Raw genomic sequence first — 16604 nt, 5'->3', positions numbered from 1 at the left:
CCACGGGTCCGGATGTGGGGCCTGGGCGCCGCTCAGAACGTGAGCAGCGCCCAGGCCCCACCCATGACCAGCGCCCCGCACAGCCCGGCCGCCAGCGCCGTACGCCGCATCCGCAGCCCGCCCGCGATCACCAGCGAGGCCAGCAGCAGCGCACCTCCCAGCGGCACCCACGCGTACAGAATCCCGGCCGGCCCGGTCCGCACGACATGATCCGTGCCGGGCTTCACGGCGACATCCAGCGTCGCGCCCGCACCGCCGGAGACGAACTCCGAGACGGTCACCTTCTCCGGCTTCGACACCTGCTCGTTCAGGAACGTCCCGGTGCACTTGCCGTCCGCGCACTTCTCGACGGTGACGGTGCCGCGTTCGTCCCCCGCCAGGGCGGTGGCCGAGGTGCCCCACGACGTCCACACCCCGGCCACCACGAGCACCAGCGCGAACAGCGCCACCAGCCCGGCCCGCGCCAGCAGCAGCATCCCGTAGGCGCTCTCACCGAACCGCCGCAGGCGGTTGCGTTTGACCGTGCGCTGGCCGACTCGTGAAGACATGGCGGAGATCCTGGCCACTTGTCGGTAACCGGTCAAGGCCGGCCGAGTGACTTGTGCCTGCTTGGGCCACTATCGGAACCACGTCTTCCGGCGTCGGCCGCCCGGCTCGACTTCCTGACGACCGCCAAGACCCACGAGACCGACACGGCGCAGCGGGCACCAGGAGGAGCAGGCGACAAAGGCGAGGGCCGCACGGGCCCGCGCCCGATCAGCTGTTGTACGCGCTCTGCGCCCGCTCCAGGCCCTCCGTGACCAGCGACTCACAGGCGTCCGCCGCACGGTCCACGAAGTAGTCCAGCTCTTTCCGCTCCACCGACGAAAAGTCCTTCAACACGTAGTCCGCCACCTGCATACGGCCCGGCGGACGGCCCACGCCGAAACGCACCCGGAAATAGCCGGGACCCAGCGCCTTCGTGATCGCCTTCAGCCCGTTGTGGCCATTGTCGCCACCGCCGGACTTCAGCCGCAGCGTGCCGTAATCAATATCCAACTCGTCGTGCACCACGACCAGCCGCTCCACCGGAACCCCGTAGAAATCCAGCAGCGCCTTGACCGGACCGCCGGACACATTCATGAAGGACATCGGCTTCGCCAGCACCACCCGCGTACTGTCCACCCCCGGCGTCCCCACCCGGCCCTCGAGCACCTGAGCACGGGCCGCCTTATGGGACTTGAAGCCGGCCCCCATACGAGAAGCCAGCAGATCGGCCACCATGAAACCGACGTTGTGCCGGTTACCGGCATAACCGGGCCCCGGATTACCGAGCCCCGCGATGAGCCAAGGGCCGCTCCCACCGGCACTGGTGCTCCCGTTGGCGCTGGCCGACATGCTGAAGTCCTCCGGTCGTCAGGAATCCACCCGGGCCCCCACCCGGGAGCAGCCGGTCCACGAACGCCGGGGAGGCCGGAACCCGCCCTGCCCGGCGCCTCACGCGAAAACCACTGCCGCGCCACGCGAAAAGCCCCGGCGCGTCATGCGAAAAGAGAAACGGAGACTACTCCGCCGAAGCCGCCTCGGCGCCTTCGCCCTCACCCTCGGCACCCTCCGCCGCGGGCTCCTCCGCCTGCGCCGCCAGCACCTGGATGACCGTCTCGTCACCCTCGATGGCCAGCGACGTGCCACGCGGCAGCTCGATGTCCTTCGCCTCGACCGAGTCGCCCGCGGACAGACCCTCGATGGACACGGTCACCGACTCCGGGATGTGCGTCGCCTCGGCCTCGACCGGCAGCGCGTTGTACACGTGCTCCAGCAGGTGCTGCCCCGGCGCCAGCTCACCCTCGATGTGAATCGGGACCTCGACCTGCACCTTCTCGCCACGCTTGACCGTCAGCAGGTCGATGTGGACCAGGAAGCCACGGATCGCCTCACGCTGGACAGCCTTCGGGATCACCAGCTCCTTCTTGCCCTCGACGTCCAGGTGAATCAGGACGTTCGAGTTCTTGAGAGCCATCATCATGTCGTAGCTCGGCAGCGCCACGTGGACCGGCTCGGCGCCGTGACCGTAGATCACCGCGGGAACCTTCTCCTCGCGGCGGAGCCGACGGGCCGCGCCCTTGCCGAACTCGCTGCGAACCGTGGCGGAAACATTCACGTCAGCCATGCTGCGCTCCTCGTCATCGAAAGTGGAACAGAAACCAGCGATGCCACTCGGTCCCGACGGACCTGCTACGAAGAGCGCGCGTCGATAACGGAGCCCGACCGCCACAACACAGCGGACCGGCCTCCCTCGCCGAGCGACTCGCAGAGTCTACGCGGCAAAAGAGGCCGGCCAAAAATCGATCACCCAGGACACCCGAAGCCCCCGCGGCGCCAGGGCAACGAGCCACCCGGACACGCTCCGCACGGAGACCGCGCGACGGGCCCGCTGCTACGCCTGCTCGTCGAAGAGACTCGTCACCGAGCCGTCCTCGAACACCTCACGCACCGCACGGGCGATCGTCGGCGCCATCGACAACACCGTGATCTTGTCCAGTTCCAGCTCACCCGGCGTCGGCAGCGTATTCGTGAACACGAACTCACTCACCTTGGAATTCTTCAGCCGGTCGGCAGCCGGACCCGAAAGCACCCCGTGTGTCGCCGTCACGATCACATCCGCCGCACCATTCGCGAACAGCGCGTCAGCAGCCGCACAAATCGTGCCACCCGTATCGATCATGTCATCGACCAGCACACACACCCGGCCCTTGACCTCACCGACGACCTCGTGCACCGTCACCTGATTCGCCACATCCGGATCCCGGCGCTTGTGCACGATCGCCAGCGGCGCACCCAGCCGGTCCGCCCAACGATCCGCCACCCGCACCCGGCCCGCGTCCGGTGAGACGATCGTCAGCTTGTCCCGGTCCACCTTCGCGCCCACGTAATCCGCCAGCAGCGGCAGCGCGAAAAGATGGTCCACCGGACCGTCGAAGAAACCCTGAATCTGATCGGTGTGCAGATCCACCGTAAGAATGCGATCCGCACCCGCCGTCTTGAACATGTCCGCCATCAGCCGCGCCGAAATCGGCTCACGGCCACGGTGCTTCTTGTCCTGCCGCGCATAACCATAGAACGGCACGATCACCGTGATACTCCGCGCCGAAGCCCGCTTCAGCGCATCGATCATGATGAGCTGCTCCATGACCCACTTATTGATCGGAGCCGTATGGCTCTGCATCAAAAAGCAGTCGGCACCGCGCGCCGACTCCTGGAAACGGACGTAGATCTCGCCGTTGGCAAAGTCGAAAACCTTGGTCGGGACCACGCCGATACCGAGCTGCTTGGCGACCTCTTCGGCGAGTTCAGGGTGGGCGCGGCCGGAGAAGAGCATGAGCTTCTTCTCGCCGGTCGTCTTGATCCCGGTCACTGCTGTTGTCTCCCTGTGTGGTGCGCCGCACAGCGGCTCGTCGGCGGCTCGTCGGTTTTCGGCCGCATGGCCAAACCGGCTCACCCCAACCGTACGCCTCGCGCCATACAGCCCGATACCCGGTCAGCCCTCCGAAGCCGGGCCCTCTCCGGTATCCTCCGCGCCCCCCTCACCGGCCGCCTCCGCCGCCACCGCCGCGGCACTCCCCGGCCGCTTGCGCGCCACCCAGCCCGCGATATTGCGCTGCTGCCCCCGCGCCACCGCCAGCGAACCCGCCGGCACATCCTTCGTGATCACCGAACCCGCCGCCGTATACGCCCCGTCCCCCACCGTGACCGGCGCCACGAACATGTTGTCCGCACCGGTACGGCAATGCGAGCCGACCGTCGTACGGTGCTTGTGCTGCCCGTCGTAATTCACAAACACACTCGCCGCACCGATGTTGCTGTGCTCACCGATCTCCGCATCCCCCACATACGACAGATGCGGCACCTTCGTCCCCTCACCCACCTGCGCGTTCTTCATCTCCACAAAGCTGCCGGCCTTCACCCCGCCACCCAGCCGCGTCCCCGGCCGCAGATACGTGTACGGCCCCACCGACGCACCCGCACCGATCTCCGCACCCTGCGCCACCGCATTGCTCACCACCGCGCCCGCACCCACAGCCGTATCCGTCAGCCGCGAGTTCGGACCCACCTCACACCCCGCGCCCAGCCGCGTCGCACCCAGCAACTGCGTCCCCGGATGCACCACCGCGTCCGGCTCGTACGTCACCGACACATCCATCCACGTCGTCGCCGGATCCACCACCGTCACCCCCGCCAGCATGGCGTCCTCCACCAGGCGGCCATTCAGCATCCGCCGCGCCTGAGCGAGCTGCACCCGGTTGTTGATCCCCACGATCTCCCGGTGATCATCCGCCACCGCGGCCCCCACCCGGTGCCCCGCCTCCCGCAGAATGCCGAGCACATCGGTGAGGTACTCCTCCCCCTGACTGTTGTCCGTACGGACCTTCCCCAGCGCCTCGCTCAGCAGCCGGCCGTCGAACGCGAACACCCCCGAATTGATCTCCCGGATCGCCCGCTGCGCCTCGGTCGCGTCCTTGTGCTCCACGATCCCGGTGACCGCACCGCCATCCAGCTCCCGCACGATGCGCCCGTAGCCCGTCGCATCCGGAACCTCGGCGCTCAGTACCGTCACGGCATTGCCGTCCGCGGCATGGACATCGGCCAGCCGCCGCAGCGTCGCACCGGTCAACAGCGGGGTATCACCACAAGTGACCAGCACCGTCCCCGCCACCGTCACACCGGCTCCGGCCAGCTCCTCCAGCGCGATCCGCACGGCGTGGCCCGTGCCGTTCTGCTCGTGCTGCACGGCGGTGACAGCATCCGCGCCCGTCTCGGACAGGTGCGCCGTCACCTGCTCGCGCGCATGGCCGACGACCACGACCAGATGCTCGGGATCCAGCACCCGCGCCGCGCTGACCACATGGCCGACCAGCGACCTTCCGCAGATCTCGTGCAGGACCTTGGGAGTCGCCGACTTCATACGGGTGCCCTCACCCGCTGCGAGAACGACGACGGCTGCCGGGCGATTGGCGCTCACGGGTGTGCCCTTCGGCTTCGGGGGTGGGTGCTGCCCCGCAGAATACCGGGGGGTCCCGCTCCGGGAACGAGGACGGGCCCTGACCTGAGGTCAGGGCCCGGAGGCGGATCAACGCCGCACGACGCGGGACGACGCGGACGCCGCGCTGTGGCTCCCCCGCAAGGATTCGAACCTTGACTACTGAGACCAAAACTCAGGGTGCTGCCTGATTACACCACAGGGGATCGGCCCGGCAGAGCCTACCTGATGGGGGCATGACCCTCGGCCGCCTTCGAGAGGCCCCGCCACCACCCCTCGATGCGCTGGTAAAGCACCGCACCCTGCCGGACCCGGACCATGAGACACCCGTGGTAGTCCTCTCCGGTGTTCTTGCGGGCGGTTTTCGGGTTGTGCTTCTTCAGTGCCGTCTTACGGAGATCCTCCACGCGGATCCCTACAAGGTTCGCCCAGTAACGCTCTGCGCCCCTCACATCCGCGGACTCGTGAATCATGACGTGGCAGACCAGGCATTCATTTCCTATGCCCAACAGGCGCAGCCAGGCGAGATGGAGGCGGATCATGTCCGGGTCGCTGTTGACGAAGACGACTCTCTCCACGCGGCGGTACGGCTTGCTCTTAGATCCCTCCGCCCAATAGAGCCCCACTCCGATCAAGAACAACTCCCGGTCGCTGAGCGAGCCGATCTCGGCCGTGGCGGTGTCCTTCGTCCGTCGGCGTTCCTCCTCTCTCAGCTGAAGCGTTCGCTCCCACCCTCGGCGCGCGATGGCGGACGCTTCTTCGCGGGTGCGGCGCGGCGGCTTCGGCAGATCCCGCACCCACAGCGACACCGAACTGCGGGAGACGCCCAGTTCCAGCTCGATCCGGTCGTACGTCCAGCCCTGGCGGCGCAGCTCGCGGGCGCGGGAGCGGAGGGCGTCCTTGGCGTGGGGGCGGCGGGTCCAGGCGGGCGGGGGTTCGCCGGCGACGAGGCGGTTGAGGAGTTCGTTGTTGGAGACCTTGAGGCGGTCGCGGATCTGGCGGCGGCTGAGGCCCTCGCGGCGGAGGGCGAGGGCTTGGGTGCGGAGCTGTTCGTAGCTGTCGCCGGAGGGTTCGCGGGTGTCTTCCGTGCTGTTCACGGCCGTCAGTTTTCGCGAGGGGCGGAGGTCGTCGGGGGGAAATGCTGCCTCCTTCAACAGTTCGGATGAAAGACATCTGTTCGCTTGCGAAATCGTCCGGTCACTGACTGATGCCTGGAGTGAGGTGTTCCGGGGCTCGGCGGGAAAAGGGGTTTCGGGCGGTCGTAGGCTGGGCCGTATGACCGAGTCGGGGGAAAATCGCGCGCGGGGCGCGCCGTGGTGGTGGGGGCGCCCCAGGAGCGTGGTGCTGGATGTCACTCTCGCCGCCTTGTCGGCGTCGGAGTGCGCGGTGCAGGGGGAGGGGTTCGCGCAAGAGGTGGGGATTTCCCCTGCTCTGGTGGTGGCGCTGGCCGTGATCGCGGGTGGCGCGCTCGTGCTGCGGCGGCGCTGGCCGATCGCGGTGGTGCTGGTGGCCATCGCCGTCATCCCGGCCGAGATGGGCATGCTGCTCGGTGTGGTCGGCCTCTATACGCTCGCGGCCAGCGAGGTGCCGCGTCGCATCACCGCGCTGCTGGCCGGAATGGCCGCTGTCGGGACGCTCGTGATGACGATGGTGCGGCTCCAGCAGAACGTGGGGCAGGACCCGGACTTCAATCCCGCCAGTTGGTTCGTGCCGCTCGTCTCCGTCTTGATGTCGGTGGGGCTGTCGGCTCCGCCGGTGCTGCTGGGGCTGTATGTGGGGGCGCGCAGGCGGCTGGTGGAGTCGCTGCGGGAGCGGGCCGACGGGCTGGAGCGCGAGCTGTCGCTGCTGGCCGACCGGGCGGAGGAGCGCGCGGAGTGGGCGCGCAACGAGGAGCGCACGCGGATCGCGCGCGAGATGCACGATGTGGTCGCGCACCGGGTGAGCTTGATGGTGGTACATGCCGCCGCGTTGCAGGCGGTGGCGCTCAAGGATCCGGAGAAGGCGGCGAAGAACGCGGCCTTGGTGGGTGACATGGGCCGCCGCGCGCTGGATGAACTGCGCACGATGCTGGGGGTGCTGCGGTCGGGGGAGCCGGACAAGGCGTCGTCGTCGGTGGTGGCGGGCAGGGCGTTGACGGTGGCCGGTGAGGGGGCCGTGGCCGGTGCGGGCGCCCGGGGCGTTGACGGTGTCCAGGGCGTTGACGGCGCCGGGGGTGCGGCCGGTGGCGGATCCGCTGGCGGTGCTGGCGGTGCCGATGGTGCTGGTGACGGGGCGGCGGGGGGTGGGTCCGGTTCCGGTGCTGGCCTCGGTGGTGCCGCTGCTGCTGTTCCTGCCGCTGCTGTCGGCCTGTCCTCTCCTCCGTTCGCCTCCGCCGTTTCCGCGGCGTCCTCCGCCGGGGCCGTGGAGGCGCCGGCGCGGCTGGCGCGGCTCGCCTCGGCCGCGGTCGAGCGCGCCGGAGCGGGCGGACAGGCTGCCGACGGGGGCCGGGCGAGTGCCTCCGGGGCGGGCCGGGTGGCGCCGACGCTCGCGGAGCTGGACGCGCTGGTGGGCCAGTCGCGGGCCGCGGGTATGGCCGTGGAGCTGAGTGTGGAGGGCACGCCGGCGGGGGATTGCCCGCCGCCGGTGGAGCAGACGGCCTACCGGGTGGTGCAGGAGGCGCTGACCAACGTCCACAAGCACGCGGCGGGTGCGAGTACGCGGGTGCGGGTCGCGCACCGTGAGGCGGAGGTCGCGCTTCAGGTGGAGAACGAGCCCGCGGCGGACGGCGCGGCCGACGCACGGCTGCCCAGTGGCGGCAACGGGCTGGTGGGGATGCGGGAGCGGGTGACGGCGCTCGGCGGGGGCTTCGTGTCGGGGCCGACGGATACCGGGGGGTTCCGGGTTTCCGCGGTCATTCCGTACGCGCGTTCGTGAGCCCTGAAGCTCAGTCCGGGTAGCCGTCCGGGGCGCCCACGGTGCTTTCTCTACTCGCTGGCGGTCCTGACGGTCCGTCCGCAGCGCCGTCGGCCGGAGTGCCGCCGGTCGTTCCCGTTCCCGTTCCCGTTCCCGTTCCCGTTCCCGTTCCCGTTCCCGTTCCCGTTCCCGTTCCCGTTCCCGTTCCCGTTCCCGGTCCCGTTCCCGTTCCCGTTCCCGTTCCCGTTCCCGGTCCCGTTCCCGGTCCCGCGCCCGCTTCCGTTCCCGTTCCCGCTTCGAGCCCCGGGGCCTGGGGCGGGGAGGTAGGGGCGGGGCTCGTGTTGGGGCTGAGCCGGGCGGGGAGGAGGCCCATGAGCAGGGCGGAGAGGGCTCCGTCGAAGTCGGGGCCCAGGTACCAGTCGCCGGTGGGGTCCAGGCTGTAGACGCGGCGTTGGGCGTCGATCACGAGCAGTGCCTCGCCCTCCCCTTCGGTACCGAGGGGGCAGATCTGGGTGTCGAGTGCGCGGCCGAGGTCGGAGAGGGTGCGGGCCGCATGCAGTCCGGGGAGCGGGTCGATGAGCACGGAAGCGGGCGCGAGGTGGCGCCCTGGTCCGGTGGGGACGATGTGGAGGCCGCCGAATTCGGCCCAGACCTCGACGGCTGCCGGGAAGACCGCGTGGCGGTGCCCGCCGGGGGAGGTGTGGCCGCGCAGGGTGTCGGCCCACTGTTCGGCCTGCCGGATGTTCCAGCGGCCGGGCTCCCAGCCCGCGTTGCGCAGGGGGTCGTCGACGGCGACGGGGAAGCGGGTCGTCACTGGCTGTGCTCCTGGGCGGGGTCCACGGCGCGCACCCCGAAGTGGGCCAGCAGCGCGCCGCACGAGCGGCACGGGGGTGCGTAGCTGCCGTGCAGGGGGTCGCCGTCCTCGCGGATGCGGCGGGCGGTGAGTTTGGCGTGTTTGAGGGCGCGCTTGGCCTCGCTGAGGGTGAGCGGCTTGGGGGGTTTGGCCGCGCGGGGTGCCTTGGTGGCTTTGGCGGCCCTGGCGGAGGCGGACTTGCCGTTCTTGGCGGGCCTGCGGGCGGCGCGTTTGTCGGCGCGGGCGGTCTCGGTCGCGGTCAGGAAGCGGGAGAGGAGGACGGCTTCGGGGCAGCGACCGGTGTGGCGTGCGCGGCGTTCGGTGGTGAGGGTGTCGAGGAAGTCCTGTACGAGGGGGTGGTGGAGGGGCGGGCGGTCGCCTCTGCTGCCGGTGCAGGTGAGGGTTTCGCCGCGGATGGACAGGGCGGCGGCGATGGCGGGGAGGATGCCGTCGCGGCGCTGGAACAGCAGGGGGGCGGTGGCGTTGATGGAGTCGGTCGCCGCGGTCCAGCCGACGCGTGGGTCGTTGTGCGGTGCGTGCCGGCTGTGCTGGTCGTACGGCCCGTGCTGCTCGTGGTGCTCGTACTGCGCGTGCTGCTCGTACTGCTGTCCGGGTGTGTGCTGGGTGTGCTGGTGCTGCGCATGTCCTTGGTGCGCCGGTGGGGTGTGCGGTTGTTGTGCGGTGTGCATGATGGAGCTTCCTCCCCGTGCGTCCCCTCTGTGCCGGGGATCCGCGCCAAGTATGCAGTGTCATACATGAGTCGATCATTCTGCCGGTCATGTCATGACCTTGTGACGGTTCGGGGGGATTGGGGTGCGGGAGGGGTGGCCGGTTCTGGAGGACGCGGCGAGCATCGGGGCGAGGTGCGGGTGGACGGCTGTGAAAGCGCGTTCCGACGGGGGGACTTACTGATGCGTGCTCACTCTCCGCGCCGGGCTCTGGCCGCGGCGGTACTGGTACCGGCTCTGCTGGTGCCGCTCGCGGCGTGCGGCGGCAAGGGCGACGGCGGTGGTCCGGGCGACGGCGAGAGCCCGGCCGGCTCGGACGGCGGCAAGGGCGGCGGGAGCGGCCAGGGGGCCGGCCGGGGCTGATCGACAGGGGCGGTGTCTGCCTCTCGTCGTACCGCATAGGCTGTTCGGTACCAGCCAGCAGCAGCAGGGGGCTAACGCCATGACGACAGGTCGGCTCGGGCTGGGGGCACCTCCCGGCCCCCAAGGCCGCGGAAACGCCGCGCCACCGAACCGGGCTTACGCCGGGCAAGTGGTGAATTTTCCGGATCCGGTCAGGGCGGCCCGCCACCCCCAGGGAGTGCGGGTCGGTCAGGACGGTCTTCCGGACTTCTCGGCCTACGCCCGTGCGGCGGCCGAGATCGCGGAGCCCCCGGAGGGTTTCGGCGCGGACGAATTGCGCCTGACGGACTATGTGTCGGCGAACGCGGCACTGCACGCGGCCGGGCACGAGCTGTGGGCCGACCTGCCCCCCGTCGCCACCCCGCACGGCTGGACATGGCACCACGTGGCGCACAGTCGCCGGATGGAGCTGGTGCCCGTCGAGGTCAAGGCCCTGCTGCGGCACCACGGCGGGCTGGCGACGGCCGCCGTCGATCACACCAAGACCGGCACCCGCCCGCTCCAGGAGACCCGCCCGGCGCACTTCCAGGTGCCGCACGGGCCGGAGCCGGCGGTCGGGGAGCAGCAGATCGTGGACGTCGAGGAGAAGCTCGGCTACCGCCTGCCCGGCGCCTACCGCACGTTCTTGAAGGCCGCGGGCGGCTGCGCGCCGAGCGGCGTGGCGCTCGATGCCGAGTTGGGCCTGCTGGTCGACCAGCCGTTCTTCACGGTGCGCGACGAGGCGGCCGTCAACGATCTCGTGTACATCAACAAGTGCCTGCGCGACCACCTGACCAAGGACTACCTCGGGGTCGGCTTCGTCCAGGGCGGTCTGATCGCGGTCCGGGTCAGAGGCGAGGCGGCCGGGTCCGTGTGGTTTTGCGCGTACGACGACGCGCGGGACGAGGACGGGCTGTCGGTGCAGCAGCGGGTGGAGCGGCTGCTGCGGCCGTGCGGCGCCGACTTCGACGAGTTCCTGCTGCGGCTGGCGGGCAGCCCGCCGGAGCTGGAGACCGTGGCGAACCTGATGGTGGACGGCGGCTTCGCACGCGACGTCCCTGTGGAGAGGTGAGAGCGCGATGGTGACCTTCGCGCAGGCCCAGGAGCGCGCCGAGCGCTGGGTGAACGGCGATGTGCCCGGCTACCAGCACCGCGAGGTGCGCGTACGCGAGTTCGACCTCGGCTTCGTGGCGTGGTCGGAGGACCGCGAGAGCGGGCCCGTCTCCGACGGCGGCGGCTCCCGGCTGGTGATCGCCCGCGACAGCGGCGAGACGACGCTGTGGCCCGCGCTGCCGGTGGGTGAGGTGATCCGGCGCTACGAGGAGGAGTACGGCGCGGTCCAGGAGGCCGCACCGGCGCCCGCGTCGCCGCAGCGGCTCGATCTGGAGGCGACGTCGTTCCTGCTGACGCCGCCGGAGTGGCTCCAGCAGGCGGCCGACCAGATGGGCATCCCGGACCAGCGCCGCACGCCCACCCCGTCTCCGTCTTCCCTGCCTTCCCCGTCTTCCGCGTCTTCCGCGCCTGTCGCCCCGCCCCCGCCGGCTCCCGTTCCCGGCGCTGACGCGTCCTCGGGCGGTGCCGCGCCCGGCGTCAGCCCGTGGGCCGGCGCGGACACGGGCGGCGCCTCCAGCGGTGAGGCGCAGCGCCCCCCGGCGACGGTGTTCGCGCCGCCGCTCATCGGCAGCGACGAGGACGGCACGCCGCCGCCCCCGAGCGCCCGTTCGGAGGCGCGGACGGAGCTGCTGCCGGAGAGCGGCGGCGCCCTGCCCAGGACCGCGATCGCGCCCGCCCTGAACGAACCGGGAGCCCAGGCAGCCGAGGGAGCCCCGGCAGCTCCGGGGGCCCCGGGAGCGAACGGGCCGGATGACGCGCAGCCGCAGCATTATCGGCAGGGCGGGCCGAACGACCCGAACGGGTCCCAGCAGGGTCCGAACGGGCCGAACGGGCCGGGCGCGCCGGGCGGGCCGGGCGGGCAAGGCAGTGGTGCGGGCGCCGGTCCCGGGACGGGCGGCGGCGACGTGCACCACGCCGCCACGATGCTGGCCGACCCCTCGGAGGGCGGCCTCCAACTGCCCCAGCCGCCGGGCGCCTCCGCCTCGCCGGGCGCCGGTGACATCGCGGACGCCGCCACCAGCCGGGCGGCCCGCGGCTCGGGCCCGACAGGCCAGGGCCGTCACTCGCGGGGCTCGGGTCCCTCCGTACCGCCGCCGCCCGGGGCGCCCGGCACCCCTGGCGCGCGCTCCGGCCCCGGCACCCCGGCGCCGGGCGCCCCTGCGCAGGGCGGCGCGTCCGCGCCGCCGTCTCCGGCGGCGCCCGGCGCTCCTGGTGCGGCCGGTGCGCCCGGCGGCGGCTATGTGCCGACCCAGATGGTGTCCGCTGACGACCTCGCCGAGCAGATCAATCAGAGCGGCCAGCACCTCAAGATCGACGGTCCGGGCGAGGCCGGCGGAGCCGGAGGGGCTCCGGGGGCTCCTGGGACGCCGGGCGCGTCCGGCACACCTGGCGCCCCTGGGACATCCGGGGCCCCCGGAGCATCCCCGGCTCCCTCCGCTTCCGGTGGTACGGGCAGCAGTGGCGGCCCGGGTACGCCCGGTACGCCCGGCGGGCCCGGCGGCGACGTGCATCAGGCGGCCACCATGCTGGCCGGCCCCGGGTCCGCCAGCCTCGGCGGAGCCGGACCGACCACGCCTCCGCCCCCCAGCGCGCCCCCGCCCGCGCCGGGTACGCCCCCGCCGGGCGCGCCCGGTCCCGGTATGCCCGGTGCGCCCGGGCCCGGGGCGCCGCAGGCCGGCGCCTCGTACGGCTTCCCCCAGCCCCAGCCCCCGGTTCAGCCGCAGCCGCAGCCGGGTGCGCCCGCGTACGGCTATCCGCAGGCCCAGGGGCAGCCGACGGTCGGGCCCGGCTACATGGCGGTGCTGCGCTATCGCGCGGCGGACGGGTCCGAGCAGCAGCTCATCCGCCGTTCCGCGCCCGGCACCCCGCACCCCGAATGGCAGCTGCTGCACGAGCTGCGCGGTATGAACATTCCGCCGCAGCAGGTCGTCGAGCTGCATACGGAGCTGGAGTCCTGCGATCTGCCGGGCGGCTACTGCACGCGCATGATCCGCGAGACCTGGCCGCAGGTACGGATCAGCCACACCGCCGCGTACGGCACCGATCACGCCTCGCGGCAGCAGGGCATGCGGCACCTGATCGAGCACCAGGGCGAGCTGCACCAGGTCGCCGACGGGCCCGCGCGTCCCGCGCCGAACCGGGTACCGCTGCCGCCGCCGCACCAGATCCAGCCGACGCCGCCCGTGCCGCCCGACGCCATCGGGCAGGAACTCATGCAGGCGTTCGGGCCGCAGGGTGTCTTCCGCTTCGACCAGCGGGCGGTCTCGCGCCAGGGGGTGCCCGACATCGTCGCGCAGACCCTGGTGTGGGCGGGCGTCCCGATCGACGTCACCCCGTTCTTCTGGGGCCAGGCCCAGCCGAACCGGCCGGTGCCGACCTTGGCGGAACTGGCCCAGGAGCGGGGGGTTCAGCCCGCCTCGGATGCCGGGTCGTATCTGGTGATGGGCACCGACTTCGGGCGGCAGCTGTGTGTGCAGTACGGCACGGCGCACATCGTCGCGGTCCCGCTGGAGGGCGGGCCGGGCGGGCAGCCGGGCGCGCCGCAGTTCGTGAACACCGGGCTTCCCGAGTTCGTGCGCTGCATGGCGATGCTGGGGCGGATGTGGCGCCTGCGGTACGGGCTGACGCAGGAGCAGGCGGGCCGCTGGACCGTCGATTTCCAGTCGCAGCTCGCCGCGCTGGACGCCGCCGCGCTGTCGTCGCCGGAGAACTGGTGGTCCGTGCTCCTGGAACAGATGTGGGACGGCTTGTTCTAGTGCCCCTCCCGGCAAGCTTTGCCCCGTCGCGCCGCCCGGCACGCCCGCTCGCGACGTTGGCCGAAAGCCCTGGTTGCTCCTTCCCCAAGCTCTCAACCCCTCCCCCGGCCTTCGGCCGGGAGGGACCCCCAGAGCAGGGGAGACCCCAATCAAGGACTTCCGGCCGCCTTGCGATCGCACGCTGCCCCACGCTCGGCTCCGCTCGCGCGGGCGGTGCCCCCACGACGACGCTCCTTCACGGGCGAACATCGCCGGTCACGGCACTAGCCGTCGTTCGGTAGGAGCGGTACGGCAGGAGCTGTCCCCCGGGCGGTAGGGGGAACTCCTTTCCGTTTTCCGTGGGGACTGCTTCTCTCTGTCTCTCTGTGGGGCTGCTTCGCGGTAAGGGGAATGGAACAGTCCGGCGGGCGCGGTCCGGGTATCCGGTGGACTCTCGGTGCATGGACGGCGAGAGCGGCACGCTCTACCGCCGCGGGCGGGCCGGGGCGCCCCGGGCGCGGGAGGGGGCGGCACTGCCGGCGGAGGGTCGTCGTCCGCACCGCCCTCGTCGTTCTCCTGGTCGTTCTCGCTCTTGTGCTCGTTCTCGCGGCGGTGCTGGGCGGCACGTGTCTGTGGGCGGACGGCCGGCTGCGGGAGACGGCGGCGCCGGCCGGATACCCGGGCCGTCCGGCGGCGGGCAGGGGCACCAACTGGCTGATCGTCGGCTCCGGCACGCGCTCCGACCTCAGCGGCAAGGAGCGCGAGGAACTGCATGTGGGTGGTGGCGGGCAGCACAATACGGACACGGTGATGGTGCTGCACCACGGGGACGCGGGCCCGTATGTGGTGAGTATCCCGCGCGACTCCTACGTCCCGGTGCCGGGTCACGGGCGCGGAAAGATCAACTCCGCTTATGCGCCGGGCGGTCCGAAGCTGCTGTCGCGCACCGTCGAACAGGCCGCGGGGCTGCGCCTGGACCACTACGCCGAGATCGATTTCCTCGGCTTCACCCATGTCGTCGATGCGCTGGACGGGGCGCGCTTCTGCCTGGCCAAGCCGCTGCGCGACACGAAGGCGGGCGCGAACCTGCGCGCCGGATGCCAGACGTTGGACGGCAAACAGGCCCTGGCGTTCGTACGGGCGCGCTACAGCGATCCGGAGGGCGATCTCGGACGGGTGAAGCGGCAGCGCACGCTGTTGAGTGCGCTGGTACGGGAGGGGGCGGGCGCCACGACCGTGCTGAACCCGTTCCGGCTGTATCCGTTCCTGGGTGCGGCCCTGGACGCGGTCACCGTCGATCGCGGGAGCGGTGTCACGTCACTCACACGGATGGCGTGGGAAGTCAGGGGGCTGACGGGCGGTGCGGGTGGTACGGCGACCGTTCCGGTGAAGAATGCGGGGCTCAGCGTCCCGGGGGTCGGGGACGTGGTGGCCTGGGACACTCGGCGGGCGCGTGAGCTTTTTCATCAGTTGCGCCGGGATGTGCCGATTACGGCAACCACCGTGAAGTAGCGCATCCTGGGTACAGGCTCGGGCGGAGTATGCCGGTATGGCTGATTCGCTTGGTTTACCTCGAATGTGTCGTTGATGTTAGGGGCTCGATATGAGTGCGTCGTCGCCGCACGGCTTCGTTGTCGTCCGAGGCCGCGGGTACCGGCCCGAACAGGTCGACCGGCGCGTGACCGACCTCGGCGGGGAACGGGACGCCGCCTGGGAACGCGCGGCACAGCTCACCGTGCTCGCCAGGGAAATGGGCGAGGACGCGGAGCGGTTGCGCGGCGTGGTGGCCGCGCTGCCCCCGCAGACCTACGAGACCCTCGGCCCCCGCGCCCAGGGCCTGCTGGCCACGGCGGAGGCCGAGGCGCGGGACCTGCGCGCCGCCGCCGAGTCCCAGGTCCAGGACCTGGCCGAGCACGTCGAGGCCGAGGGGCGCACGCTCAAAGAGGGTGCGCGGGAGGCCGCGGCCCGGCTGCGCGCCGACGCGGAGGCGACCGCCGTACGGACCGTGGAGGCGGCGCAGCAGCAGGCCGACGCGCTGCGCGGCGAGGCCAGGGCGCAGGCCGAGCGGATCAGCGGTGAGGCGGCCGAGGGGCTCGCCGAGATGTCCCGCAAGTGCGCCTCGCTGCTCGCCGAACAGGAGAAGGAACAGGCGGCCGAGGCGGAGGCGGCCGAGCGTGAACTGGCCCACCAGAAGGCGGCGGTGGACACGCGCGTCGCCGAAATGGAGGAGCGCGGCACGCGGCTGCTGGCCGCGGCGAAGCGGGAGCACGCGCAGGCCGAGGAGGAGGCGCGGCATCACAAGGAGGACGCCCGTGCGCGGGGTGAGGAACTCGTCGCGCAGGCCAGGGCGCGCGAGGAGGGCATCGAGCGGGAGACCGAGCGGGCGCTGCGCGAGCATGCGGCGCGGGCCGACGAACTGAAGCAGCACATGGCGCATGTGCGGGCCTCGCTGGCCGCGTTGACCGGCCGCACCGGCGAGGACGCCGCGCCGCCGGCCGCTCCGTCGTCCCCCTCAGTCCCTTCGGCGGCTTCCCCGGCCGAGCCGCCGGCCGCGCAGGCGGCTCACGCGCAGGAGTGACTCCCGCTGCTCGTGCGGGCGTGACCCGCTGCTCGTGCGTGACCCGCTCCTGGGGCGGGCGCGATCACGCGCTCGTGCGGGCGTGAGCCTGATGCTCGCGCGGTGTGAACCTACGCCGTGCGCGGTGTGCGCCCTTACATCGTGGGCGGTGCGGGGCCCGGTCCATCAAGGGCCGGGCCCCGACTTCTTCCAGGCGCGGCCTCGGTCCGGCGCAGGGACGCCGGGTGAAGGCGTGCTCGGCGTTTCCAGCTTCGCGTCTCGCTGCTTCGCGTCTCGCTGCTTCGTGCTGCGTACTGTGCTTCTCCGT

The 16604-nt window shown here is 71.6% G+C and carries 13 protein-coding genes, 1 tRNA gene and 1 pseudogene; 6 read left to right on the top strand and 9 right to left on the bottom strand.

Going from position 1 to position 16604, the window contains the following annotated elements; translation table 11 throughout:
- Positions 1-32: 32 nt before the first annotated feature.
- From ABD339_RS18135 to ABD339_RS18105, 7 genes are all read right to left on the bottom strand, one after another.
- Positions 33-548, bottom strand: a complete 516-nt coding sequence (locus tag ABD339_RS18135; RefSeq protein ID WP_344567285.1) for a hypothetical protein — start codon at positions 546-548, stop codon at positions 33-35.
- Between the two features lie 208 nt (positions 549-756).
- On the bottom strand, positions 757-1377 hold the full coding sequence (gene pth, locus ABD339_RS18130; protein WP_344567283.1) for an aminoacyl-tRNA hydrolase: 621 nt from the start codon (positions 1375-1377) through the stop codon (positions 757-759).
- Between the two features lie 166 nt (positions 1378-1543).
- Complete coding sequence (locus tag ABD339_RS18125) at positions 1544-2149, bottom strand: 50S ribosomal protein L25/general stress protein Ctc (RefSeq protein WP_344567281.1); 606 nt, start codon at positions 2147-2149, stop codon at positions 1544-1546.
- Positions 2150-2416: 267 nt separating this feature from the next.
- Positions 2417-3394, bottom strand: coding sequence for a ribose-phosphate diphosphokinase (locus tag ABD339_RS18120; RefSeq protein ID WP_344567279.1), 978 nt, complete (start codon positions 3392-3394; stop codon positions 2417-2419).
- A gap of 123 nt (positions 3395-3517) precedes the next feature.
- Positions 3518-4999 carry a bifunctional UDP-N-acetylglucosamine diphosphorylase/glucosamine-1-phosphate N-acetyltransferase GlmU gene (glmU, locus tag ABD339_RS18115; protein ID WP_344567277.1) on the bottom strand — a complete coding sequence of 494 codons (1482 nt, stop codon included), beginning with the start codon at positions 4997-4999 and terminating at the stop codon, positions 3518-3520.
- A gap of 148 nt (positions 5000-5147) precedes the next feature.
- Positions 5148-5223: transfer RNA gene (locus ABD339_RS18110), tRNA-Gln, on the bottom strand.
- Positions 5224-5238: 15 nt separating this feature from the next.
- The gene (locus ABD339_RS18105; RefSeq protein WP_425576024.1) at positions 5239-6123 is read right to left on the bottom strand and encodes a hypothetical protein; all 885 of its coding nucleotides are present in this window, start codon (positions 6121-6123) and stop codon (positions 5239-5241) included.
- Between the two features lie 169 nt (positions 6124-6292).
- Here ABD339_RS18105 and ABD339_RS18100 point away from each other — a divergent pair, with 169 nt between their 5' ends.
- Positions 6293-7930 carry a sensor histidine kinase gene (locus tag ABD339_RS18100; protein ID WP_344567273.1) on the top strand — a complete coding sequence of 546 codons (1638 nt, stop codon included), beginning with the start codon at positions 6293-6295 and terminating at the stop codon, positions 7928-7930.
- A 325-nt stretch (positions 7931-8255) separates the two neighbouring features.
- Here the strand turns inward: ABD339_RS18100 and ABD339_RS18095 are convergent.
- Both ABD339_RS18095 and ABD339_RS18090 read right to left on the bottom strand, forming a co-directional pair.
- Positions 8256-8723 (bottom strand): annotated as a pseudogene (locus ABD339_RS18095) (SUKH-3 domain-containing protein); the annotation flags it as partial.
- The gene (locus tag ABD339_RS18090) at positions 8720-9451 is read right to left on the bottom strand and encodes a YwqJ-related putative deaminase (protein ID WP_344567271.1); all 732 of its coding nucleotides are present in this window, start codon (positions 9449-9451) and stop codon (positions 8720-8722) included. The pseudogene ABD339_RS18095 and the gene ABD339_RS18090, both read right to left, overlap by 4 nt.
- A 222-nt stretch (positions 9452-9673) precedes the next feature.
- Between ABD339_RS18090 and ABD339_RS18085 the strand changes: the two genes are divergently transcribed.
- From ABD339_RS18085 to ABD339_RS18065, 5 genes are all read left to right on the top strand, one after another.
- A complete protein-coding gene (locus tag ABD339_RS18085) occupies positions 9674-9853 on the top strand; it encodes a hypothetical protein (protein WP_344567269.1) in 180 nt (59 codons plus the stop codon).
- Positions 9854-9932: 79 nt separating this feature from the next.
- Complete coding sequence (locus tag ABD339_RS18080; RefSeq protein ID WP_344567268.1) at positions 9933-10943, top strand: SMI1/KNR4 family protein; 1011 nt, start codon at positions 9933-9935, stop codon at positions 10941-10943.
- Between the two features lie 7 nt (positions 10944-10950).
- Entirely contained in the window at positions 10951-13740 is a 2790-nt protein-coding gene (locus ABD339_RS18075; RefSeq protein ID WP_344567266.1) for an SUKH-4 family immunity protein, read from the top strand.
- A 573-nt stretch (positions 13741-14313) separates the two neighbouring features.
- Positions 14314-15231 carry an LCP family protein gene (locus ABD339_RS18070; RefSeq protein WP_344567264.1) on the top strand — a complete coding sequence of 306 codons (918 nt, stop codon included), beginning with the start codon at positions 14314-14316 and terminating at the stop codon, positions 15229-15231.
- Between the two features lie 91 nt (positions 15232-15322).
- A complete protein-coding gene (locus tag ABD339_RS18065; RefSeq protein WP_344567262.1) occupies positions 15323-16297 on the top strand; it encodes a coiled-coil domain-containing protein in 975 nt (324 codons plus the stop codon).
- Positions 16298-16604: the final 307 nt, after the last annotated feature.

Origin of the sequence: Streptomyces axinellae, from assembly GCF_039532135.1 — a bacterium.
GTDB lineage: Bacteria > Actinomycetota > Actinomycetes > Streptomycetales > Streptomycetaceae > Streptomyces > Streptomyces axinellae.
This window is presented reverse-complemented; position numbering and strand designations above follow the sequence as displayed.